Genomic DNA, 22505 nt, shown 5'->3' on the forward strand with positions numbered 1-22505 from the left:
TCAGCCCACGTGCACCTTCGGCCGCCGCTTGCGGTCCGGTTCCGCCTCGCGCAGGACCTCGCGGGTCACCGGGGCGACCTCGCCCTGGCCGAACAGGAAGAAACGCAGGAGGTTGGCGAAGGGGCCGCCTTCGGTCCACTCGAAGTAGATGTGCGGGGTGCGGCCGGTCATGTCGCGGACATACAGCAGGAGCGCGGCCAGGGCGTTGGGGACGGAAGAGGACTCCAGGGTCAGGACGCGGTAGCGGCCGTGGAGCACCTCGCCGCGTACGGTCAGGCCCGCCTCGAACTCGGACGGGTCGGTGACCGTCACCTCGACGAAGACGAAGTCCTCCTGCCCGGGTACGTCGTTGTCCTGCCGGATCTGCTCGATCTTGTCGCGGTACTCCGCGATGTCGCGCCGGTCGGGCTCGTTGGCGATGAACCGCATCCTGCGGCTGGCCATGTCCCGGACGAAGCGTTCCGCCATGGGGTCCAGCGTCACGCTGGTCACCCGGAGCTCGAACGACCGGGCCAGCCGCGACAGCAGGGAGACAAGGATGATGCCGGCGATGAAGCAGGCGCCGATCTTCACACCGTCCGGACGCTCGATGACGTTCGCCACGGTCGTGTAGAGGAACACCGCGGAGATGACCGCGAAGGCGATGGTCCAGTGCCGCTGCAGGGCCTTGTGGGCGGCGATGGTCACCGCGATCGCGGCGGAGCTGATGAGGACCAGCACACCGGTGGCATAGGCGCCGCCCTGCGCGTTGACGTCGGCGTCGAAGATCCACGTGACCAGGAAGGCGATCAGCGTGAAGACGATGACCATGGGGCGGACGGCACGGGCCCAGTGCGGGGCCATCCCGTAGCGGGGCAGGTAGCGCGGCATCAGATTGAGCAGGCCGGCCATCGCGGAGGCGCCGGCGAACCACAGGATGGCGATCGTCGAGGCGTCGTAGACGGTGCCGAAGGTGTTGCCCAGGTAGTCGTGCGCCAGATAGGCCAGCGCGCGGCCGTTGGCCTGGCCGCCCGGCTGGAACTCCTTCTCGGGGATGAGGAGGGTGGTGATGAAGCTGGTGGTGATCAGGAAGCCGCTCATGACGAGGGCGGCAGTGGTGAGCAGCTTCTTCGTGTCGCGGATGCGGCCGGCCGGCCGTGCCTCCGTGTCGTCCGGGTCGCCCTTGACGTGCGGCATCACGGCCACGCCGGTCTCGAAACCGGAGAGGCCGAGCGCCAGCTTCGGGAAGACGAGCAGGGCCACTCCGATCATGACGAACACATTGCCGTGCTGGGTGGTGAGGGCGCCGGTCCAGTCGGTGACCACATGGCCCGCGGTGACCACGTGGTACAGGCCGACGGTCACCACGACCACGTTGAGCGCGAGGTAGGCGCCCACCAGGGCGACCGCGACGCCGATCGCCTCCAGGAAGCCCTTGAGGAACACCGCGCCGAGCAGCGCCACGAGGACGAGCGTGATCAGCATCTGCTTGTCGTGCAGGACGCCGGTCAGATGCGGGTTCTCCACGAGGTGGGTGGAGGCGTCGGCGGCCGACAGTGTGATGGTGATCAGGAAGTCGGTGGCGGCGAAGCCCAGCAGGGTCAGCACGAACAGCTTGCCCTGCCAGAAGGAGAGCAGCCGCTCCAGCATCGCGATCGAGCCCTCGCCGTGCGGGCTCTCCTCGGCCACCCGGCGGTAGACCGGCAGGGCGCCCGCCAGGGTGACGATCACCAGAACGATCGTCGCGACCGGCGACAGCAGTCCGGCGGCGAGGGCCGCGATGCCCGGCTGGTAGCCGAGCGTGGAGAAGTAGTCGACGCCGGTCAGGCACATCACCCGCCACCAGCGCTGGCCCTTGTGCGGGGGCTCCGGTGTGGCATGGGGTCCGGTGTGGCCGCCGCCCTTGCCCATGTCGGACAGGCCCTCCAGCATCCAGGCGCGCAGGCGACCGGAGGGAGCGGGGTCGGTACGGCTGAGGGGCGAATGCTCAGTGGTGGCCATCGACGTGCTCCCGATGTGCGGTTCAGCGTGGTTCCGGCCATCACTGGACGGGCCCGATCAGCGTAAGCGGAGCGTGATGCGGTGGCCTGTGGATGAGGTCACTGAGCGCGTCAAGCTTCCGTTAAGACTGGCGGCGGGGGCTGTCGCGGGGAGGCGTGGGGCGTCAAAACGCGTGCTGAGGGCCCATGGGGTCGCCGATCGAGCCGTCGCAGGCTCCTCTGCGGGCGAGGGGTGAGCGCCCGTCGGGGCCTGAACACCCTGCGTGATCGCGGCCGCGCGGGTTGGGGCACCGGCCTTCTTGTCGCCGGAGGCGGGGAGACCTACAGTGCACCTTCGTAACGTTCGCCAAATCAGCCGAAACATTCGCACACTTCGCCGACTCTCGTCGAAGGGACTGACGGGGCTGGGAAGGCTGTTGCCGGTCAAGGTCCGTGCGTCGGCGAGAGATTGACCGTGCACAAGGGGTTGCCAGTGTTTGGCGCCTGTCTCTAGGGTGCGGCATCAACGAAGCTTTCTGGATCTCTTCCGAAACTTTCGATCCAGTGGACGGACGCGGGAGCGCCGTCCCGTACCCAAGGAGCGCATGATGGGCGACCCGGCACTGTCCCGCCGCGGCTTCCTGGCGGCCTCCGCCACAGCCGGTCTCGGAATGACGACACTGAGCGCATGCGGCGGGGACTCGGACGGAGGGTTGTCGGGGACGACCACGATCGAGTGGTGGAACATCTCCACCACCGAGCCGGCCAAGACCGTCTGGGCCGCCCTCGCCCGGAAGTTCGAGGCGCGGAATCCCAAGGTCAAGATAAAGATCGTCCAGATGGAGAACGACGCCTACAAATCGAAGATGACGGCCCTGACCTCCTCCGGGAAGCTGCCCGACATCTTCCACACCTGGGGCGGCGGCGTACTCAAGCAGCAGGTCGACGCCGGACTCGTCGAGGACCTCACGGACCGGACCAAGCCCTGGGGCGACGCCCTGCTCCCGGTCGCCAAGGAGCCGTACCTGATCGACGACAAGGTCTACGGCATCCCGTTCGACATCGGCATGATCGGCTTCTGGTACAACAAGGCGCTCTTCGCGAAGGCCGGCATCAGCGCGCCCCCGACCACCTGGAGCGGTTTCCTCGACGCCGTACGCAAGCTGAAGTCCGCCGGCGTCACGCCCCTGGCCCTGGCCGGCAAGGAGAAGTGGCCCGGCATGTACTACTGGGCCTACCTGGCGATGCGCACCGCCGGCGCCGAGGCTCTGGAGAAGGCCTACGCCGACAAGGACTTCACCGGCGCCCCCTTCGTCGAGGCAGGCGAGCACCTCGAGGAACTCGTCGGCCTCCAGCCGTTCCAGAAGGGCTTCCTCGGCGCCGCCTACAACAGCCCCACCGGCCAGGCCGCCGCCGTCGGCAACGGCAAGGCGGCCATGGAACTCATGGGCCAGTGGGCGCCGGTGGTGCAGGCCGACGCGGGCAAGGGCCTCGGCAAGGACCTCGGGTTCTTCCCGTTCCCCGCGGTCGAGGGCGGCAAGGGCGCCCTCACCGAAGTGTTCGGCGGAGGCGGCGGGCACGCCCTGCGCCGGGGTGCCCCGCAGGAGGCCGTCGACTTCCTGAAGTTCTTCGCGTCCGAGGCCACCGACATCGAACTGGTCAAGAAGACCGGCACCCTGCCCGTGGTCCCGGCGGCCGAGAGCGCCATCGCCGACCCCAACATCAAGGCCGTACAGGAGCAGTTGAAGAAGGCCACCGGCTTCCAGCTCTACCTCGACCAGGCGTACGCGCCCGCCGTCGGCCAGGAGGTCAACGACAGCGTCGCCGCGCTCATCTCCGGGTCGAAGTCGCCCGGGCAGGTCGCCCAGTCGATCACGAAGACCACGAAGGAAGAGCAGTAACCGGCGATGACCTCCACGTACCTGCCGGACAAACGGGCCGGCCGCGACGCCGGCCCGCCACCCCCGGCCAAGGACCGGGCCCGGAGCCGGGCCCGGCGGCGGACGCTGAACTGGCTGACCGCGGCCGGCTTCCAACTGCCCGCCCTGGTGCTGTTCATGGGGCTCGTCCTGCTGCCGATGCTGTTCGCGCTGTACGCCGCGTTCTTCCGCTGGGGCGGCTTCGGCATGCCCACCGACTACATCGGCGGCGAGAACTTCACCCGGCTCTTCCAGGACGACGTCTTCCTGGGCGACCTGTGGCGCTGCCTGGTCCTGCTGGTGCTGTCGCTCGTCGTCCAGCTGCCGTTCGCACTTGCCATGGCCGTCCTGCTCAACCAGCGGATGCGCGGCCGGGCGGTGTACCGGATGCTGTTCTTCGCCCCGTACGTCCTGTCCGAGGCCATCACCGGAATCCTCTTCGGCATGATCTTCGCCCCGGACGACGGCTTCGCCGACCAGGTCCTCGGCAAGGTCGGCCTGGACGGGCTGGGCGGGGAGTGGTTCGCCGATCCGTCCACCGTCATGGCGACCCTGTTCCTGGTCATGACCTGGAAGTACTTCGGCTTCCACATGATGCTGTACCTGGCCGGGCTGCAGGCCGTCCCCAGGGAGCTGACCGAGGCGGCCCTCATCGACGGGGCCGGCCCCTGGCAGCGCTTCCGCAACGTCACGCTGCCGCTGCTCGCGCCCACCCTGCGCATCAGCGTCTTCCTGTCGGTCATCGGAGCCATCCAGCTCTTCGACCTGGTCTGGGTGACCACCGCGGGCGGACCCGACCACCACTCCGAGACCATGGCCGTGACCATGTTCCAGTACGGCTTCAAGCGCTACCAGGTCGGCTACGCCAGCGCGATCAGCGTGGTCATGTTCGGCATCAGTCTCGTCTTCGCCCTCGCCTACCAGCGGTTCGTGCTCCGGCGCGACCTGGAAGGGGCCACCACGACCATGCGGGGAGACGGAAAGTGACGCACAGTCGGACATCCCGCAGGGGCAGAACCCTCCCTCTGCACCTCATCCTGGTCCTCGTCGGCGCGGTCATGGCCGTCCCGCTGCTCTACGCCATGCTCTCCGGCTTCAAGACCACCGACGAGCTCTCCCGCAACCCGGTCGGTCTGCCCGAGTCGTGGGTGACCTCCAACTACACCCAGATCCTCGGCTCGGGGGACTTCTGGCGGCTGATCGGCAACAGCACGCTGATCGCGGTGGGCACGACCGTCCTGGTCGTGGCGGTCTCCGCGCTGTCGGCCTTCTCCTTCGCGCGGTTCGCCTTCCGCGGCCGGGAGATGCTGTTCACGCTGTTCACGATGGGGCTGATGTTCCCCTTCGCGGTGGCGGCCCTGCCGCTGTTCCTGCTGCTGCGCTCCCTGGGCCTGCTGGACAACCCGCTCGGCGTGATCCTCCCGCAGGCGGCCTTCGGGCTGCCGATGACCATCATCATCCTGCGCGGCTTCTTCCGGCAGATCCCCGGCGAGCTGGAGGAGGCGGCGACGCTCGACGGATGCAGCTCGTTCGGCTTCTTCTGGCGGGTGCTGCTGCCCATGGCACGGCCCGCGCTCGGCACCGTGTCCGTGCTGGCCGTCGTCACCAGCTGGAACAACTTCTTCCTGCCGCTGCTGGTGTTCACGGACTCGCAGTGGTGGACGCTGCCGATCGGCGTGCAGCAGTTCCAGGGGCAGTACTCCGCGGAGTACGCCAAGGTCTTCGCCTATCTGGTGCTGGCCATGGTCCCCGCCCTCGCCTTCTACTCGGTCGCCGAGCGTCAGCTCGTCGGCGGCCTCACCGCGGGCGCGACGAAGGGCTGACGCGCGCCGCGGACGTACGGCTCACCCACCCATCGATCGTGAGGAGTCGCACCATGCGCAAGACCGCTCCACGGCTCAGACTCGCCGGGGCCCTCGCCGCCGCGTTGATGCTCGCAGGCCTCGCCACCGGGCCGACGGCACAGGCGGACGAGCGGCACGGCAAGGAACCGACCCTCGCCGACCTCGCCCAGCGGCACGGCCGCTACTTCGGCAGCGCGACGGACAATCCCGAGCTCGGCGACGCGCCCTACACGGCCCTGCTCGGCAGCGAGTTCGACCAGATCACCCCCGGCAACGGCATGAAGTGGTACGCGACCGAGCCCCAGCAGGGCGTGTTCGACTTCTCCCAGGGCGACGAGATCGTGAACCTCGCCCGTGCCAACCGGCAGAAGGTGCGCGGGCACACCCTGGTCTGGCACAGCCAGCTGCCCGAGTGGCTCACGGAACGGGAGTGGACGGCCCGGGAGCTGCGGGCCGTGCTGAAGAAGCACATCCAGACCGAGGTACGGCACTACCGGGGCAAGGTGTTCGCCTGGGACGTCGTCAACGAGGCGTTCAACGAGGACGGTACGTACCGCGAGTCGGTCTTCTACAAGACGCTCGGGCCCGGCTACATCGCCGACGCGCTGCGCTGGGCGCACGAGGCCGATCCGCGGGTCAGGCTGTACCTCAACGACTACAACATCGAGGGGATCGGCCCGAAGAGCGACGCGTACTACAAGCTGGCCAAGGAACTGAGGGCCAAGGGCGTCCCGCTGCACGGCATCGGCCTCCAGGCCCACCTCGCTCTCCAGTACGGCTATCCCACCACCTTGGAGGACAACCTCCGCCGCTTCTCCCGGCTCGGCCTCGACACCGCGCTGACAGAGGTCGACATACGGATGCAGCTGCCCGCGAGCGAGGAGAAGCTGACCCAGCAGGCCGAGTGGTACCGGGACGTGACCGAGGCATGCCTGGCGGTGCGCCGCTGCGTCGGTGTCACCCTCTGGGACTACACGGACAAGTACTCGTGGATCCCGGCGTTCTTCCCGGGCGAGGGCGCGGCCCTGCCGTGGGACGAGCAACTGGCCCCGAAGCCGGCGTACTTCGCACTGCGTGAGGCGCTCGGGGGGAGGTAGGGGGCGGATGGCGCCCCGTTGTGGGGGCGGGGCGCCATTTCCTGACCGTGCCGGGGAGCCGGGTTGCCTGCGGCCGGGGCCAGAGCGCGTGCTTCGGCGGCCGTGGGTGGTGGGCGGCGTGGCGGCGGGCGGCAGGTGGCGGGGGCGCGTGGCGGGAGAGGACGTGGCGGCAGGGGTGCGGTTGCCTCGGGCCAGGCCTGGTGGGAAAGCCGCGGTCGCCGCGCGTTACGCCTGGCGGGCTGCGGCTGCGCTCGCCGACCAGTGGGTGAGGCAACGCGCCGGGCCGAGGGTGGTGTCGGGCGCCGGGGGGCGGGCCCGGCAGAGTCGGCCACGGCCACACCCGAAGTGTGAGGGGCGGCTCAGCCATACCCCGCCGAGCTTCGCCGGCCTGGCCGGGCTTCCTCGGCTGGGCCAACGCACCCTGTCCGGCCCGGCAGTGCTTCTTCCGCCAGCCCTGTCGTCCTCGCCGGCTCTGTCCCGGTTCTTCGGCTGGCCCGCCGTGCCTGGTCGGCCTCCGCCCAGTCGGGCGGGTTTTTCAGGTTGCGCCGCTGGTGGGCGTGCACGCGCGCACGTCCAAGTCGAATGCGGCAGGTGCGCCCCGCCGGGGGTGGCGTGCTCGCCCCAACCCCGAAGTCGAATGCGGCGGGTGCGCCCCGCCGGGGGTGGCGTGCTCGCCCCAACGCCAAGTCGAATTCGTCAGGCCCGCCCCGCCGGAGGTGCCGTGCTCGACCGCACCACCAGGTCCGTTCCCAGTTCGACTCGCGGTGAGGCCGGTTGTTCGTCGCGGGCCAGGCGGAGCACCGTGCGGACGGCCAGTTTGCCCATGTCGGCCAGGGGCTGGCGGACCGTGGTCAGGGGTGGGGCCGACCAGCGGACTTCCGGAAGGTCGTCGAAACCGACCACGCTCATGTCCTGCGGCACCCGCATCCCGCGTCGGCGCAGTGCCTCGATCGCGCCGAGTGCCATCTGGTCGCTGGCCGCGAACACGGCGGTCGGCGGCTCGGGCAGGCCGAGCAGGGCCTCGCAGGCGGTGAAGCCGGACTCGGGGCGGAAGTCGCCGGGGACGACGAGGGCCTCGTCCGTGGCGATGCCCGCGCCTTCCAGAGCCGCGCGGTAGCCGTCCAGCCGGGCCCGGGAGCACAGCAGCCGCGGCGGCCCCGCGATCAGGCCGATCCGGCGGTGGCCCAGGGAGAGCAGGTGTTCGGTGGCCGCCATGCCGCCCGACCAGTTGGCGGCGCCGATGGTGGGAGCGTCCAGGGCCGGCGAGCCCGCCGGGTCGACGACGACCAGCGGGACGCCGAGGATGCGCAGTTCCTCGTGGAGCGTCGGTTCCAGGGCCGAGGTGACGAGGATGACGCCGTCGGAGGCCCGGGCCCGGAGGTTGCGCATCCACTCGCGGGCATCGCCCGAGCGTCCGTGGATGGCTGACACCACCGTGCCGACCCCGGCCGCGTGCGCGACTTCCTCGACTCCGCGGATGATCTCCACGGCCCAGGGGCTGTCGAGGTTGTTGAAGACCAGGTCGAGCAGGCCGGCCCGGGTGCCCGGGGCCGCGGGGCGCTTGCGGTAGCCGTGCCGGAGCAGCAGGTCCTCGACGCGGGCCCGGGTCTGCGGCGCCACGTCGGACCGGCCGTTGACGACGCGGGACACGGTCGGTACGGAAACGCCGGCCTGCCGGGCGATCTCCGTGATCGTGACTTTTCCCCCGGCCCCGGCCTCATGTGCTGCCACTTGCCCCACCTCCGTCGACGGGCGACCCCGAAACTTCCAGGAGTCTTCCGGAAAACGGGCATCCGTGGGAAGGCGTACCGTCCCGTTCGTGGCTGTGACGGGGAGTGACGGCACTCGGACACGCGTCGGGGCCGGTTCGCAGAGTCTCCTGCGGCCGGCCCCTCATGTCTGCGGGCGGGAGGTCACGCCGCCCGGCGGCCTCAGGCGGCCGTCATGACCTGGCTGGAGGCCAGCGGACGGTGCGGGGCGATGACCCGGCCGTCCGGCAGGAGCTCGCCGGTGTCCTCGAAGAGCAGCACGCCGTTGCACAGCAGGCTCCAACCCTGCTCCGGGTGGTGCGCCACGAGACGGGCGGATTCCCGGTCGGCGGATTCGGCTGACGGGCACGGAGTCTGGTGCTGGCACATGGGTGGGATCTCTCGCTGTGTCGTGGTGGATGGGATCGCTGAGTCGGCTGTCGTGTCTGTTCCGCGGCTAGAAGTGTCGTTCATGGCCGCCCCCCGTTGTGATAAGTCGTCGGAACCCAGTGTTGCCCCACGGGCGTCGATCCGCAGGGATTTCGCGGCACCGCTTCTCACAGGTTCATGACGCATCACCCGCGCGGACGGTTCATCCCAACTGGACTGTCACTTCGGATGGTTCGTGGTGGCCGAATAGGGCTAGTCCGGTCGAGCAGGTGATCCATTCCGGCTCGTACGAGCTATTCAGTGCTCGTACGAGCGGATAAGGGTGGTGGAAGGAAAAAGCGCGACCCCGTCGCCGGAATTCGACGACGGGGCGCTGAGGCTTCGGGGCGCGGTGCTTCAGGCGGGTGAGCCGAGCAGTCGCGTGGGAGTCACCCGGTGGGTCAGGACCGGGAGCAGCTCGGCGACGCGGTGCGGGCGGTGGGCCGCGATGCCGGGGGGCGCGGGGGCCAGTGGGACGAGCAGGTCGGTGGCGGCGGGGTGGCCGGCGGCGCCGTCGGCGGTGCAGTCCTCGTGCAGCCAGAGCGTCAGCATGTACAGGCCGGGCACGGACAGCAGGCGGGGCTGGTACGGCTGCGACATCGTCTCGGCCTGGCGCAGGGCGCGCTCGGTGGAGGCGATGTACGGGCCCTCGAAGAAGCGGGAGAAGGCCCAGCCGTCGGGAGTGAGCATGGTCTCCGCCGCGGCCACCGCACGGTCACCGCAGCGGATCAGGAAGCGCCACCCGGCCAGCCTGGTGGCCGACACCCCCTCGGCCGTGACGCGGTCGAGGACATGGACGGGCAGGGGGAGCTCGGGTGTGACGGGTCCCTGTGCGCGGAGCAGGGAGGGAGTTCGGGCCTCGCGGACCACGGTGGGAGAGGAGAGCGCAGTCAGGACGGAACGGAGTGCGGGCGCGGGAGCCGGGGGGACATGCAGCGGCATGGTGGGTCGCCTCTCAGTTCAAAGGCACGGTGGCACGAGGGCGGGGGCGGACGGCGCTGTCAGCTCACGGGGTTCAGACAGGCAGGGGCCGGGGTCTCAAGAACGAGAGGGGGGTGGGTCCGCCGAACATCGCCTCGACGGCATGACCCATCGACCGTGGGCGCCAACCTTCTGCCTTGTTCGCGGAGTTTATACGACACGGGTTGAGACTATGTTTCGTCTAGCCGTTTCCGGTGAGTAGAACAAGGGTACATTCGGTCGGCGATACGCGAGAATTATCCCCATTCCGCGCGGGGGAGCACGGCGATGACCTCGGCGAATGCTCCCGCGGCGGTCGGCCTATTCTCGTCGGCGTTTTTCACGAGTTCGCGCAACCCCGAAACCCGGGCCGCTGCCTCATGCCGAGTGAATGTGCCACCGGTCATCCATGACCAGCGTAGCGGCCGACGGGCCCGTCCGGGACGTTATCGATCGCTTTCGCTGGGCATCCTCCACCTGACCGGGACCCCGGCGGCCGGATCTTCGGCCCGCATCATCCGAGGAGGGACGCTTCGATGGGGGAGAAGGTCGTGGCAGGCGGGTTCGACCTGTCCGATCGCCAGCGCTACCGCGACAAGCTCCGTCGGTGCCTGACGGGCTTGGAGCGACTCCTGGCGGAGAAGCGGTTCGATCGCCCCAAGAACCTCATGGGGCTGGAGATCGAGTTGAATCTCGCGGGCACCGACGGCATGCCGAAAATGTTGAACGCGCAAGTCCTGGAGCGTATCGCGAGCCGCGATTTCCAAACAGAACTCGCCATGTTCAACCTGGAAGTCAACATTCCCCCACACCGTCTGGGTGGCCGGGTATTCGATCGTCTAGCGGAGGAACTCCGTACGTCACTGGCATATGCCGACCGGAAAGCCGGTGAAGTCGACGCCGGAATCGTGATGATCGGTATTCTGCCGACCCTCGACCGGGACGACCTGGTGTCGTCGAACCTCTCCGACGTCGACCGCTACACCCTCCTCAACGACCAGATCGTGGCCGCCCGCGGCGAGGAGTTCACCCTCGACATCGCGGGCGTCGAGCACCTGCGCTGCACGTCCAAGTCCATCGCGCCGGAGGCCGCCTGCACCTCCGTGCAACTGCACCTCCAGGTCACCCCGGCCCGCTTCGCCGACGTGTGGAACGCGGCCCAGGCGGTCGCCGCCGCGCAGATCGCCGTCGGCGCCAACTCGCCGTTCCTCTTCGGCCGTGAGCTGTGGCGCGAGTCGCGGCCCCCGCTGTTCCAGCAGTCCACCGACACCCGCCCGCCCGAACTCCAGGCCCAGGGCGTCCGGCCGCGCACCTGGTTCGGGGAGCGCTGGATCACCTCGGCGTACGACCTGTTCGAGGAGAACCTGCGCTACTACCCGGCGCTGCTGCCGATCTGTGACGACGAGGACCCGCTGGAGGTGCTCGACCAGGGCGGCGCACCGTCCCTCGCCGAGCTCGTCCTGCACAACGGCACCATCTACCGCTGGAACCGCCCGGTCTACGGCATCGCCGACGGCGTCCCCCACCTGCGCGTGGAGAACCGCGTCCTGCCCGCCGGGCCCACCGTCATCGACGTCGTCGCCAACGCCGCGTTCTACTACGGCCTCATCCGGGCCCTCGCCGAGGAGGCCCGGCCGGTGTGGACCCGGCTGCCGTTCGAGGCCGCAGCCGCCAACTTCGACGCCGCGTGCAAGGACGGCATCGACGCCCGTTTCACCTGGCCCCGGCGCGGCCGCTACGGCGGCACCGGGCAAGTCGACGCGGTGAGCCTGGTCCGCGACGAACTGCTGCCGCTCGCCGAGGCCGGGCTGGACGCGTGGGGAGTGGAGCCGGCCGACCGCGATCTGTATCTCGGTGTGATCGAGGAGCGGTGCCGGCGCCGGATGAACGGGGCGAGCTGGCAGGCCGCGACCTTCCACAAGGCCCTGGACGCGGGCCACCCGAGGGACGCCGCGCTGGCGGCCACGACCCGGCGCTATCGCGAGCTGATGCACAAGGGGGAGCCGGTGCACACCTGGCCCGTGGGGTCGCCGGAGCCGGTGCCGTTGGGCTGATGCGCCGCCGGGCCGATGTCCCGCTGCCCTCATACTGATCCGACAGGTCGGTGAAGTGGAGGCAGGTGTGCAGGCGGAGGCGAGCCCGGTGGCCGACGATTCCATTCCCCAGCAGCGGCTCTCTCGGCGGATGCTCCGCAACGAGACGCTGCTCGTGCTGGCGCTCTCGCTGGGGGCGAGCGGAGTCTCCGCCCTGATCAGCTTCATCGGCTCAGTCACCAAGCCCGGCGGGCTGAAGGACCAGGCGGCCACGATGAACGCCTCGGCCGCGCCCGGCCGTCCCTGGCTCGACCTGGCCTGGCAGCTCTTCGGGATCACGACGGCCCTCGTGCCCGTCGTGCTCGTCGCGCACTTCCTGCTGCGCGAGGGCGCGGGCCTGCGCACCATCGGATTCGACCGCACCCGCCCCTGGCCCGACCTCGGTCGCGGGGCGGCGATCGCGGCGGTCATCGGCAGCACCGGGATCGCCTTCTACCTGGCCGCCCGCGGCCTCGGCTTCAACCTCACCGTGGTGCCCGAAGCACTGCCCGGCGTGTGGTGGAAGTACCCGGTGCTGATCCTCTCGGCGATCCAGAACGCGGTGCTGGAGGAAGTGATCGTCGTCGGCTACCTGCTGCGCCGCCTCGGCCAGCTGGGCTGGACACCGGTGGCCGCGCTGGTGGGCAGCTCGGTCCTGCGCGGCTCGTACCACCTCTACCAGGGCATCGGCGGCTTCATCGGCAACATGGTCATGGGCGTGGTGTTCGTCTACCTGTACCGACGCTGGGGCCGGGTGGGCCCGCTGGTGGTGGCCCACTCGCTGCTCGACATCGGTGCCTTCGTGGGCTACGCCCTGCTGGCGGGCAAGGTCGGCTGGCTGCCGACGGCGTAAGAGACGAGGGGCTTCGTCTCAGGCCAGCAGCTCGCCCTCGATGACGGTGACCGCCCTGCCGGACAGCAGGGTGCGGTCGCCGCGCAGCTCCGTGCGGACGCGGCCGGAGCGGGGCGAGGCCTGGAGGCCGGTGAGGCGGGGGCTGCCGAGGCGCCCGGACCAGAACGGGGCGAGCGCGGTGTGGGCGCTGCCGGTCACCGGGTCCTCGTCGATGCCGACGTTCGGGAAGAAGCAGCGCGAGACGAAGTCGCAGCCCCGGCCGGGGTCGTCCGCGCGCGCCGTGGCGATGACGCCGCGCTCGGACTGGGCGGCGAGGGCCTTGAGGTCGGGGGCGAGGCCGCGCACCGTCTTCTCGTCGGCGACCTCGACCAGCAGGTCACCGATGTCCGGGCCGGTGTCGAGGACCGTGAGCGGCTCGGTGCCCAGGGACTCGGCGAGGCCGTCCGGCGGGTCGATCCGGGTGAGCGGAGCGGTCGGGAAGTCGAGCGTGACCGAGCCGTCCTCGGCGGGCGTGGCGGCGAGGACGCCGCTTCGGGTGGTGAACCGTACCGGGCCCTCGTGGGTGCCGGTGGTGTGCAGGACGTGGGCGGTGGCCAGGGTCGCGTGGCCGCACATCGCGACCTCGGTGGCCGGAGTGAACCAGCGCAGCGCCCAGTCGGCCCCGCCGCCCTCGGGGAGGGGATGGGTGAAGGCCGTCTCGGCGTGGTTGACCTCCAGGGCGACGTTCTGGAGCCAGGTGTCGTCCGGGAAGGCGTCCGCGTCGTTCAGAAGAACGACCCCGGCCGGGTTACCGGAGAAGGGGCGATCGGTGAAGGCGTCGACGATTCGAATCCGCATGCCCCGACGCTAGAGGCTCGCCGCAGCGGCGGACCAAGGCCAATGCGCGAGGCCTGGACCGGTTTACCCACGAGACTCGTCTCGCGCCGGGCGCTCACCCGGGCCGACCCGGAGCAGTCGCCTGTCGGCCCCCCGGACAACGAGGGCGCAGGCCGCGCATCCCGCCCCGAGGAGGCTGGAGCCCGTCCAGCCGTAGGCGGTGAAGGCGGCGGTGGTCGCAGCCGCGCCGAAGGCGGAGCCGAGGGAGTAGAAGACCATGTAGCCGCCGATGACGCTGCTGACGCGGTCGGGATACGCGGTGGTGAGCAGGTGCTGGTTGCTCACGTGCACGGCCTGGACCGCGAAGTCGAGAGCCACGATTCCGGCGATGAGAAGCCACAGAGACCACGGCAGTTGCCCGATCGCCGCCCACGAGAGGATGAGCAGGGCGAGCGCGAGACCGGTGACCGGGGCCGCCCGCCCGGCATCCGCCCACCGTCCCGCGCGGGCCGCACCGAGCGCGCCGGCGAGTCCGGCGAGGCCGAACAGTCCGATCCGGCTCTCGCTCAGCTGCCACGGCGCGTCCGCCAGCGGCAGGGAGAGTCCGCTCCACAGGATCCCGAACGATGCGAAGAGGAAGAACGCGATGAGCCCGCGGGTAAGGAAGACACGCTGCCCGAACAGTCCGCCGAGTGAGGCGACGACCTGCCTGTACCCCGCAGGCGGGTCGAGACGCTCCTCCGACGGCAGTGCCACGCAGACACCGTGGGTGCCGGTAGCGCGACAGCCACCGGACATTCGCGAGCAGCGCCGCGTCCGGTGTCCCCAGCCGCTCGAACCTCCACCCGGCCTGGACGCAGACTCGGCGGGTCACCTCAAACGCTTCGACGTCCTTCGGCTCGATCCGCTCGTCCGCACGCACATCGACGACCACCGCCGAGCCGTCCGCCCGGCGCACGAAGTAGTCCGGGGCGTGCCGACGCTCCCGCTCACCGTCATGCCAGTGCAGCCAGAACGGCTGCGAGCCGATCCCCACCACGCTCGGATCGAAGTCAATCAGCAGCAGTCGGTCCCGTTCCAGCCACGACCCAAAGCCGACGTGCCGCCCGGTCGTCGCTGACCAGTACCAGCCCGGGAAGTGACGCTCACCGCGCGACCAGCGAAACGTACGCACCGGTTCGACATCCTCGAACCGGCCCGTCACACAGTCCCGCAGCGGACGCCGACGACGCCCGTGCACCGCGTCCACGTACGACAACTCGATGCACGGCCCCGCGTGATCCACCCCAGCCGGTACAGCCATCCAGCACCCCCAGCGCACTCAGCCGCGCGACTAGGTCCGCTGACACAGAAGCCCGAATGACTCGGTTCGTTGAGAAAACGACTCGATTGAGTGAGACGGGTCAGCGACCCATCGAAGCGGCCTTGCCATCCGAACACTACCGATATATCGTTGAGATATCGCGACAGATCAACGATGGAATGGAGAGTGTTTGCGATGCATACTCACGGATTCGAGCACGGACACGGACATGGCCACGGCGGACCCCGTCACGGCGGCCGGGGCGGTTTCGAGGCGCTGCGTGCCGCCTTCGGGCCCTTCGGGCCGGGCGGTCCCGGCTGGGGCGGGCCCGGTGGTCCGGGCTTCGGCCCCGGACCCTGGGGCGGACGAGGGCGCGGCGGGCCGAGGGGACGGGCGCGGCGCGGTGACGTGCGGGCCTCGATCCTGGCCCTGCTCAAGGACCGGCCGATGCACGGCTACGAGATGATCCAGGAGATCGCCGAGCGCAGCGGCGGGGCGTGGAAGCCCAGTCCCGGCTCGGTGTACCCCACCCTTCAGCTGCTGGAGGACGAGGGCCTGATCACGAGTGAGTCCGAGGGCGGCAAGAAGCTGTTCTCGCTCACCGAGGCGGGCCGCGCCGCGGCCGAAGAAGGGCCCGAGGCGCCCTGGGAGGAAGCCTCCCGAGGGGTCGACTGGGAGGCTCTCGGGGAGATCCGCCAGGCCGGCTTCGGTCTCATGGAAGCCTTCGGGCAGGTCTGGAAGACCGGCAGCAAGGAGCAGCGGGACAAGGCGCTCGGCGTCATCAACGAAGCCCGCAAGAAGCTGTATCTGATCCTCGCCGACGAGGACTGACGATCAGGCGCTGGGCGCAGGCGCCCCGTGGAGTGATCCGCGGGGCGCCTCTGCTTGTGCCGGACCGCCCGCTTGGGGTGTGTCAGGTCACCAACTCGTCCAGCCTGCGCAGCGACTCGTTCAGGGCGGCCGTGGCCGAATCCTTGAGCTTGCCCGCCATCAGCGACACCGTCGCACCCGTGAACTCGCCGTCGATGCGGACCGTCGTCGCGTCGCCGTCGGGCGTGAGGGTGTAGCGCGTCGCCACGGTCACGCCCATCGGGCCCTTGCCGCGGATGGCGAGCACCCGGGCCGGTTCGAGTGCCTCGACGGTCCACTCCACCTCGGCCGGGAAGTTCATCAGCCGCATGTTCTCCCGGAATGTCGCGCCCACGTCGAGGGGGTCGGGGCCGCCCTCCGGGAAGCTCGTGTGGGTCGCGTTCCACTCGCCGTACGAGGACCAGTCCGTGAGCCTGGCCCACACCTTCTCGGCCGGCGCCCCGATGCGTGCCTCCGCGCTGACTTCGGCCATGCGACCACCTCTTCACGTCGGGCTGGATGTCGCGGAACGTAGCCGCGACGGTCGCAATGTTCAATACTGACGAACTGTCAGGCGTGCCGCGATCGCAGTGCGCAACAGCCTGATCTCCTCCGCAAGGAGGAGATCCCGGCCGGCGATGTCCACTTCCCGTGGGACGCGAAAATGCTCCCCTCCGGGGATGACCCGGGCGTCCGGGACTGATGGGGTGGAGGATGTGCAACCCCGTATCCCCCGCCAGTCGGCCCATGAGCACGGCATCCACCGCGCCGAGCGCGATGCCAGGCTCAGTGACGAGCTGGCATCGGTGGTCACCGGTGCCCGCCGCAGAGCGGTCAGGGATGCGGACCGGCAGATCGACACGGCCCATCTGCTCCACTCGCTGCTGGAGTCCGACCCGCAGGCGCGTGCCGTCTTCGGCGAGGGGCCGCAGATCGCGCGGCTGCTCGGCTACCTCGTCCAGCGCAGCATCGGCTACGGCCTGCGCTGGCAGAACGGCGTCGAGGACTCCGGCGCCGTCCCCGTCGTGACGGAGACCGCGGGCTTCTCGCCGCTGGCCGCGGCCTCGATGGCATACGCCTGCGAACGCGCCGCGCGGCACGGCGGTCCGGCCCGCGGCGTCGATCTGCTCGCGGCGATCGTCGTCGACCCGCAGGCACGCGCGGTCGAGGTGCTCCGACGTGCCGGTATCGACCCGCACGCGGTGCTCGCCCGGATCGACGGCCTGGCCGGCCGGCCCCGGGAGTGTGCGTCCGAGGGCTGCGTCCGAGGTGGCGAAGCCGCTTGCTGACCGGGCCTGCGCGGAGCCGCTCACCCCGTCCAGGCAGTGAGACAGGTGCCATAGGGGGTGACGCTCCTGTCAGGGCCTGCCATCATGTGCCGGTGCGTACGTCTGACAGCAGCCACAGCAACCCCAGCAGGCACGGCAAGGGCGTCGGGCTCGGCCTCGCGCTCCTGTCCGCGGTCGCCTTCGGCGGATCCGGTGTCGCAGCCAAGCCGCTGATCGAGGCAGGCCTGGACCCCCTGCACGTGGTGTGGCTGCGCGTGACCGGGGCGGCCCTGGTGATGCTGCCGCTCGCCGTGCGCCACCGGACGTTGCTGCGCCGTCGCCCCGGACTGCTCGCCGGGTTCGGGCTGCTGGCCGTCGCCGGCGTCCAGGCGTTCTACTTCGCCTCGCTCTCCCGCATCCCCGTCGGAGTGGCGCTGCTCATCGAATACCTGGCGCCCGCCCTCGTGCTGGGCTGGGTGCGGTTCGTGCAGCGGCGGCCCGTGACGCGGGCCGCGGCGGTCGGTGTCGTCCTCGCGGTCGGCGGGCTCGCGTGTGTCGTCGAGGTGTGGTCGGGGCTCCGCTTCGACGCCCTGGGGCTGCTGCTCGCCCTGGGCGCGGCCTGCTGCCAGGTCGGCTACTTCGTCCTCTCCGACCAGGGCAGCGACGCCGGGGACGAGGCGCCCGACCCGCTCGGCGTCATCGCCTACGGCCTGCTCGTCGGCGCGGCCGTACTGACCGTCATCGCCCGGCCCTGGAGCCTGGACTGGTCCGTGCTCACCGGCACCGCGCGCATGGACGGCTCGCCCGTCCCCGCGGTCGCCCTGCTGGCCTGGATCGTCCTCGTCGCCACGGTCGTCGCCTACGTGACCGGCGTGCTCGCCGTGCGCCGGCTCTCCCCGCAGGTCGCCGGTGTCGTGGCCTGTCTCGAAGCGGTCATCGCCACGGTCCTGGCCTGGATCCTGCTCGGCGAGCACCTGTCGGCGCCGCAGCTCGCCGGTGGCGTGATCGTGCTGGTGGGCGCGTTCATCGCGCAGTCCTCGACGCCCGCCAAGGGTTCGGGAGAGCCGGTGGCGAGCGGCGGCCCGGAAAGGAAGTTGTCCCGGCCCGGAACGGCCGCATAAGGTGCCGATCATGCCTTCGAACGCACTCGTTCTTCCGCCTCCGGCCGCCTGACGCGGGCCCTCCGGAAACCGCGCCCGGTATGTCACCGCCGGGCCGAACGGTGCTGCCCGCAGACGAAGTCCGCGGACCCCGCAGATCCCACGTGATCCGCTGATCCGACGTGATCCGGGGCCCTTCCCGAACTTCCGCGCACCAGCCGCCGCCGATCGCGCGCGGCGCGCCGTGCGCGTCTGCGGAGAGAACACGTGTCGAACACTTCCTCCGGCCTGCCCGTCGGGCGAGGCCTCCTCTATCTGATCGTCGCCGGTGCCGCCTGGGGCACCGCGGGCGCGGCCGCGTCACTGGTCTACCGGGCCAGCGACATGGGGCCCGTCGCCCTCTCCTTCTGGCGCTGCGCCGCCGGTCTCGGGCTGCTGCTCGCCGTCCGCCTCGTCCGGCCGCGCGCCCGCGCCGCCGCGCGCGGGCCGCTCGGCCGCCGGGCGTTGCGGGCCGGGGTCACCGGACTCGGGCTCGCGGTGTTCCAGACGGCGTACTTCGCGGCCGTCTCCGCCACCGGCCTCGCCGTCGCCACGGTCGTCACCCTCGGCGCCGGGCCCGTGCTGATCGCGCTCGGCGCGCGGCTGACCCTCGCCGAGCGCCTCGGCCGGGGCGGAACCGCCGCCGTCGCGGGTGCCCTCGCCGGACTCGCCGTCCTGGTCCTCGGCGGCGGGGACGCGACCGTACGCCCGTGGGGTGTGCTGCTCGCGCTGGTGTCGGCGGCCGGGTACAGCCTGATGACGCTGCTCACCCGCCGCTGGGGCCGCGACGGCGAGGCCGACGCCTCCCGGACGACCGTCGGGGCGTTCGCCGTCACGAGCCTGTGCCTGTTGCCGTTCGCCCTGGCCGAGGGGCTGCTGCCGCACACCGGGGATCCCGGCCGGGTCCTGGTCCTGCTGGCGTACGTCGCCGCCGTCCCCACGGCCCTCGCCTACGGCCTCTACTTCGCGGGCGCGGCCGTCGTACGGTCGGCCACCGTCTCGGTGATCATGCTGCTGGAGCCGGTGAGCGCGGCGGTGCTCGCCGTCGTCCTGCTCGGCGAGCACCTCACGGCGGCGACGCTGGCCGGCACCGTGCTGATGCTGGGCTCGGTCGTGGGGCTCGCGATGGGGGAGGTGCGGGGTGCCGGGACCAGGGAGCCGGTGATGCCGGTGTGACATCGCCGGGGTCTCGGACACCGGCCCGACATCATCGTGCCGTCAGGTAGTCGGGCAGTTCGGTGCCGGGGGCCAGGTCGGGGTTGGCGACCGGGGCGTCGTAGCCCTTGCGCAGCGGGACGACGCCGGCCCAGTGGGGCAGGGCGAGGTCCTCGGGTTCGTCGTTCGCGCCGCCGGTGCGGAGCTTGGCCGAGACCTCGTCCAGGTCCAGGCGGATCACCGCGGTGGCGGCGAGCTCCTTCTTGTTGGCCGGCCGTGAGTCGGCGGCGCGGCCCGGTACGACGTGGTCGACCAGGGCGTCGAGGGCCTGCCGCTTCTCCTCCGGGTCCGTCACGTCATGGGCGACGCCGTGCACCACCACGGAGCGGTAGTTGATCGAGTGGTGGAAGGCCGAGCGGGCCAGGACCAGTCCGTCGACGTGCGTGACGGTCAGGCAGACCGGGAGACCCGGGTCGGCCTGGCCGGCCTCCCGCAGCGGGCGCGAACCCGTCGAGCCGTGCACATAGAGCCGCTCGCCGACCCGGGCGTACAGCGTGGGCAGCACGACCGGCGCGCCGTCGCGGACGAAGCCCAGATGGCAGACGTAGGCCTCGTCGAGTATCGAGTGCACCAGGTCCTTGTCGTACGAGGCCTTGTGCGCGGCGCGGGTGGGGACCGTGCGGTCGGTCGGCGTGTAGGCGGCGGGCTGCGACGGCGTCTGCTTGGTCCCCTGCATGGCGCTCTCCATTGTACTAGTGCATAATCAGCTTTGTGCTAGGAGAGTATCGGATCAGTGGGCGTCGTGCAGCGGACATTTCCGCGAGCATCGAGCGTGCGGTGGGGAGCGGTGAGCTGTCACCGGGCCAACTGCTTCCACCCATGAGGGAGTTGGCGGAGCAGCTGGGGGTGAACCCGAACACGGTCGCGGCCGCGTACCGGACCCTGCGCGAGCGCGGGGTCATCGAGACCGCGGGCCGGCGCGGCAGCCGGGTGCGGCCCGCGCCGGCCACGACCGGGCGGGACCACATCAGGGTGGACGTCCCCGAGGGCGTGCGCGACGTGGCGAGCGGCAATCCGGATCCGGCCCTGCTGCCGCCGCTCGCCGGGGCGTTCGCGGCGGCAGCCGCCGAGGGCGACCGCGCGCCGGTGCTGTACGGGGCCGATCCGCTGGAGCCGGAGCTGGCCCGGCTGGCCCGCGCCGGTCTCGACGCCGACGGGGTGCCGGACGGGCCGCTTGCCGTGCTCTCCGGGGCACTCGACGGGGTCGAACGGGTGCTCGCGGCCCACCTCAAGCCCGGAGACACCGTCGCCGTGGAGGACCCCGGCTGGGGCCGCACCCTCGACCTCGTGCCGGCACTCGGGCTCCGGACCGTCCCCGTCGGCGTCGACGACGAGGGACCCCGAGCCGACGACGTACGGCGGGCGCTTCAGGCCGGGGTGCGGGCGCTCATCGTTACGGACCGGGCGCAGAACCCGACCGGCGCCGCGGTGAGCGCCACGCGCGCGCGGGCCCTGCGCGCCGTGCTCCGAGAGCACCCGGAGACCCTCCTCATCGAGGACGACCACGGCCACGGCATCGTCGACGTCCCCCTGCACCCTCTGGCCGGCGCCACCAGCCACTGGGCGTTCGTACGCTCGGCCGCCAAGGCCTACGGACCCGATCTGCGCCTCGCCCTGCTCACCGGGGACGCCGTCACCGTCGACCGGGTCCGCGGCCGGCAGCGGCTCGGACCCGGCTGGGTGAGCCGGCTGATGCAGCGGGCGCTGGCGCGGCTGTGGGCCGACGGGGCGGTGGACACGCGCGCGGTGGCGGCGGCGTACGGGGTGCGCCGGGACGCGCTGATCGGCGCGCTCGGCCGGCGCGGTGTCATGGCGCACGGACGCAGCGGCATGAACGTGTGGGTGCCCGTGCCGGACGAGACGGGCGCCGTCTCCCGGCTGCTGCACGCCGGCTGGGCCGTCGCCCCCGGTGCCCGCTTCCGGCTGAGCGCACCGCCCGGCATCCGGATCACCGTCTCGACGCTCACCGAGAACGAGACCGAGCCCCTGGCCGAGGCGATCGCCTCGGCCCTGGGGCCGGCTCCGGCACGGAGTTATGTCTGAGGCTTCCCGGCCGGGTGGGCGGGGCTCCCTCACACCCGAGGCTTCGGCCGTACCTGTGTCAGTGCCGCGCCGATCAGGACGATCACCGCGCCGACCGGGGTCGACCAGGTGAGCGACTCGCCGAGGAGGGCGACGCCCGCGGCCGTGGCGATGACCGGGATGAAGTACGTGACCATCTGGGCGGTCGTCGGTCCGACCTCGGCGACCAGGCCGTACTGGAGGAGGACGGCGAGGCCCGTGCCCAGTGCGCCCAAGGCGGCGATCGCCAGCAGCGGGCCGACGGACAGGCTGGTGGGCAGAGTGGTGAACAGCGGTGTGACGAAGGCCAGTTGGACCGTCGCGAGCAGCAACTGCGCGCCCGTCATCGACAGGTGCGAGTGGCCGGTGCCGGCCAGGGTGCGGCGGACGTAGATCCAGCCGATCGGGTAGCTGAGGGAGGCCAGCAGGGCCAGCGCCGTGCCGGTGGCGTCCAGGCCGTGGAAGCCCTGCCAGGCGCCAAGCACCGTGAGCACGCCGAGGAAGCCGAGCCCGAGCCCGGCGACCCGGACCCGCGTCGGGCGGTCCTCCGACAGGGCCACCAGCGACAGTGCCATGCCCCACAGCGGCGAGGTCGCGTTGCAGATGCCCGCGAGCGTGGACGGGATGGTCAGCTCGGCGTAGGCGAACAGCGAGAACGGCAGGGCGTTGAGCAGGAACGCGGCGACCGCCAGATGCCCCCACGTACGCGCCCCGCGAGGCAGTCGCTCGCGGCGCACCGCCATCGCGGCGGCCAGCACCGCCGTACCGAACACCAGTCGGCCGAGCGTCACCTGGAACGGCGCGTATCCCTCGGTGCCCACCTTGATGAGGAGGAAGCTGAAGCCCCAGATCAGGGACAGGGCGGCGAAGCGCAGACGCCAGTCGAGGCGGCGACGGGGGCGGTCGCCCGAAGGGGTGGCGACCCGGCCGGGGGTGGTGACGGTGCTCATGGAAGACACGATGCCGGGACGGAA

The 22505-nt window shown here is 71.1% G+C and carries 19 protein-coding genes and 2 pseudogenes; 11 read left to right on the forward strand and 10 right to left on the reverse strand.

The features are described 5' to 3' along the window. A complete protein-coding gene (locus ACIBL4_RS29705; RefSeq protein ID WP_399414871.1) occupies window positions 1-1980 on the reverse strand; it encodes an amino acid transporter in 1980 nt (659 codons plus the stop codon). Between the two features lie 586 nt (window positions 1981-2566). On the opposite strand from ACIBL4_RS29705, the gene ACIBL4_RS29710 reads away from it, so the two are divergent. The 4 genes from ACIBL4_RS29710 to ACIBL4_RS29725 all read left to right on the forward strand — a co-directional run bounded on the left by ACIBL4_RS29710 (window position 2567) and on the right by ACIBL4_RS29725 (window position 6818). Further along, window positions 2567-3859 carry an extracellular solute-binding protein gene (locus ACIBL4_RS29710; protein ID WP_399414872.1) on the forward strand — a complete coding sequence of 431 codons (1293 nt, stop codon included), beginning with the start codon at window positions 2567-2569 and terminating at the stop codon, window positions 3857-3859. Window positions 3860-3865: 6 nt separating this feature from the next. Next, window positions 3866-4864 (forward strand): carbohydrate ABC transporter permease, encoded by a 999-nt coding sequence (locus ACIBL4_RS29715; protein ID WP_399414873.1) that lies wholly within the window; start codon window positions 3866-3868, stop codon window positions 4862-4864. A gap of 71 nt (window positions 4865-4935) precedes the next feature. Further along, a complete protein-coding gene (locus ACIBL4_RS29720; protein ID WP_399415144.1) occupies window positions 4936-5700 on the forward strand; it encodes a carbohydrate ABC transporter permease in 765 nt (254 codons plus the stop codon). A 53-nt stretch (window positions 5701-5753) separates the two neighbouring features. Next, window positions 5754-6818: an endo-1,4-beta-xylanase gene (locus ACIBL4_RS29725; protein WP_399414874.1), complete on the forward strand. Its 1065-nt coding sequence runs from the start codon at window positions 5754-5756 to the stop codon at window positions 6816-6818. 696 nt (window positions 6819-7514) lie between these two features. Here the strand turns inward: ACIBL4_RS29725 and ACIBL4_RS29730 are convergent. From ACIBL4_RS29730 to ACIBL4_RS29740, 3 genes are all read right to left on the reverse strand, one after another. Continuing rightward, window positions 7515-8549 (reverse strand): LacI family DNA-binding transcriptional regulator, encoded by a 1035-nt coding sequence (locus ACIBL4_RS29730; protein WP_399414875.1) that lies wholly within the window; start codon window positions 8547-8549, stop codon window positions 7515-7517. A gap of 200 nt (window positions 8550-8749) precedes the next feature. After that, a complete protein-coding gene (locus ACIBL4_RS29735; protein WP_037667161.1) occupies window positions 8750-8956 on the reverse strand; it encodes a DUF5999 family protein in 207 nt (68 codons plus the stop codon). A 396-nt stretch (window positions 8957-9352) separates the two neighbouring features. After that, window positions 9353-9937: a hypothetical protein gene (locus ACIBL4_RS29740; protein ID WP_399414876.1), complete on the reverse strand. Its 585-nt coding sequence runs from the start codon at window positions 9935-9937 to the stop codon at window positions 9353-9355. Window positions 9938-10491: 554 nt separating this feature from the next. Here ACIBL4_RS29740 and ACIBL4_RS29745 point away from each other — a divergent pair. Further along, window positions 10492-12009 (forward strand): glutamate-cysteine ligase family protein, encoded by a 1518-nt coding sequence (locus ACIBL4_RS29745; protein ID WP_399414877.1) that lies wholly within the window; start codon window positions 10492-10494, stop codon window positions 12007-12009. 67 nt (window positions 12010-12076) lie between these two features. Beyond that, complete coding sequence (locus ACIBL4_RS29750) at window positions 12077-12880, forward strand: CPBP family intramembrane glutamic endopeptidase (protein ID WP_399415145.1); 804 nt, start codon at window positions 12077-12079, stop codon at window positions 12878-12880. A gap of 18 nt (window positions 12881-12898) precedes the next feature. Here ACIBL4_RS29750 and ACIBL4_RS29755 read toward each other — a convergent pair whose 3' ends face one another. The 3 genes and pseudogenes from ACIBL4_RS29755 to ACIBL4_RS29765 form a co-directional block, all read right to left on the reverse strand. Then, window positions 12899-13717 carry a PhzF family phenazine biosynthesis protein gene (locus ACIBL4_RS29755; RefSeq protein WP_399414878.1) on the reverse strand — a complete coding sequence of 273 codons (819 nt, stop codon included), beginning with the start codon at window positions 13715-13717 and terminating at the stop codon, window positions 12899-12901. A gap of 63 nt (window positions 13718-13780) precedes the next feature. Continuing rightward, a pseudogene (locus tag ACIBL4_RS29760) lies at window positions 13781-14458 on the reverse strand (MFS transporter); the annotation flags it as partial. Window positions 14459-14501: 43 nt separating this feature from the next. Beyond that, a pseudogene (locus ACIBL4_RS29765) lies at window positions 14502-14999 on the reverse strand (TnsA-like heteromeric transposase endonuclease subunit); the annotation flags it as partial. Between the two features lie 195 nt (window positions 15000-15194). Between ACIBL4_RS29765 and ACIBL4_RS29770 the strand changes: the two are divergent. Further along, window positions 15195-15830 (forward strand): PadR family transcriptional regulator, encoded by a 636-nt coding sequence (locus ACIBL4_RS29770; protein ID WP_399414879.1) that lies wholly within the window; start codon window positions 15195-15197, stop codon window positions 15828-15830. Between the two features lie 82 nt (window positions 15831-15912). Here ACIBL4_RS29770 and ACIBL4_RS29775 read toward each other — a convergent pair whose 3' ends face one another. Then, window positions 15913-16341, reverse strand: coding sequence for an SRPBCC family protein (locus tag ACIBL4_RS29775; protein ID WP_399414880.1), 429 nt, complete (start codon window positions 16339-16341; stop codon window positions 15913-15915). Window positions 16342-16564: 223 nt separating this feature from the next. Here ACIBL4_RS29775 and ACIBL4_RS29780 point away from each other — a divergent pair, with 223 nt between their 5' ends. From ACIBL4_RS29780 to ACIBL4_RS29790, 3 genes are all read left to right on the forward strand, one after another. Then, window positions 16565-17137, forward strand: coding sequence for a Clp protease N-terminal domain-containing protein (locus ACIBL4_RS29780; RefSeq protein ID WP_399414881.1), 573 nt, complete (start codon window positions 16565-16567; stop codon window positions 17135-17137). Between the two features lie 86 nt (window positions 17138-17223). Beyond that, entirely contained in the window at window positions 17224-18237 is a 1014-nt protein-coding gene (locus ACIBL4_RS29785; RefSeq protein ID WP_399414882.1) for an EamA family transporter, read from the forward strand. A gap of 246 nt (window positions 18238-18483) precedes the next feature. After that, a complete protein-coding gene (locus ACIBL4_RS29790) occupies window positions 18484-19431 on the forward strand; it encodes a DMT family transporter (protein ID WP_399414883.1) in 948 nt (315 codons plus the stop codon). Between the two features lie 31 nt (window positions 19432-19462). Here the strand turns inward: ACIBL4_RS29790 and ACIBL4_RS29795 are convergent, their stop codons facing one another. Beyond that, window positions 19463-20146 (reverse strand): pyridoxamine 5'-phosphate oxidase family protein, encoded by a 684-nt coding sequence (locus ACIBL4_RS29795; protein ID WP_399414884.1) that lies wholly within the window; start codon window positions 20144-20146, stop codon window positions 19463-19465. A gap of 35 nt (window positions 20147-20181) precedes the next feature. Here ACIBL4_RS29795 and ACIBL4_RS29800 point away from each other — a divergent pair, with 35 nt between their 5' ends. Beyond that, a complete protein-coding gene (locus ACIBL4_RS29800; RefSeq protein WP_399414885.1) occupies window positions 20182-21513 on the forward strand; it encodes an aminotransferase class I/II-fold pyridoxal phosphate-dependent enzyme in 1332 nt (443 codons plus the stop codon). Between the two features lie 29 nt (window positions 21514-21542). On the opposite strand, the gene ACIBL4_RS29805 is transcribed toward ACIBL4_RS29800, so the two are convergent. After that, complete coding sequence (locus ACIBL4_RS29805) at window positions 21543-22481, reverse strand: DMT family transporter (protein WP_399414886.1); 939 nt, start codon at window positions 22479-22481, stop codon at window positions 21543-21545. Window positions 22482-22505 lie beyond the last annotated feature (24 nt).

The organism is Streptomyces sp. NPDC050416 (genome assembly GCF_044458845.1).
Taxonomy (GTDB): domain Bacteria; phylum Actinomycetota; class Actinomycetes; order Streptomycetales; family Streptomycetaceae; genus Streptomyces.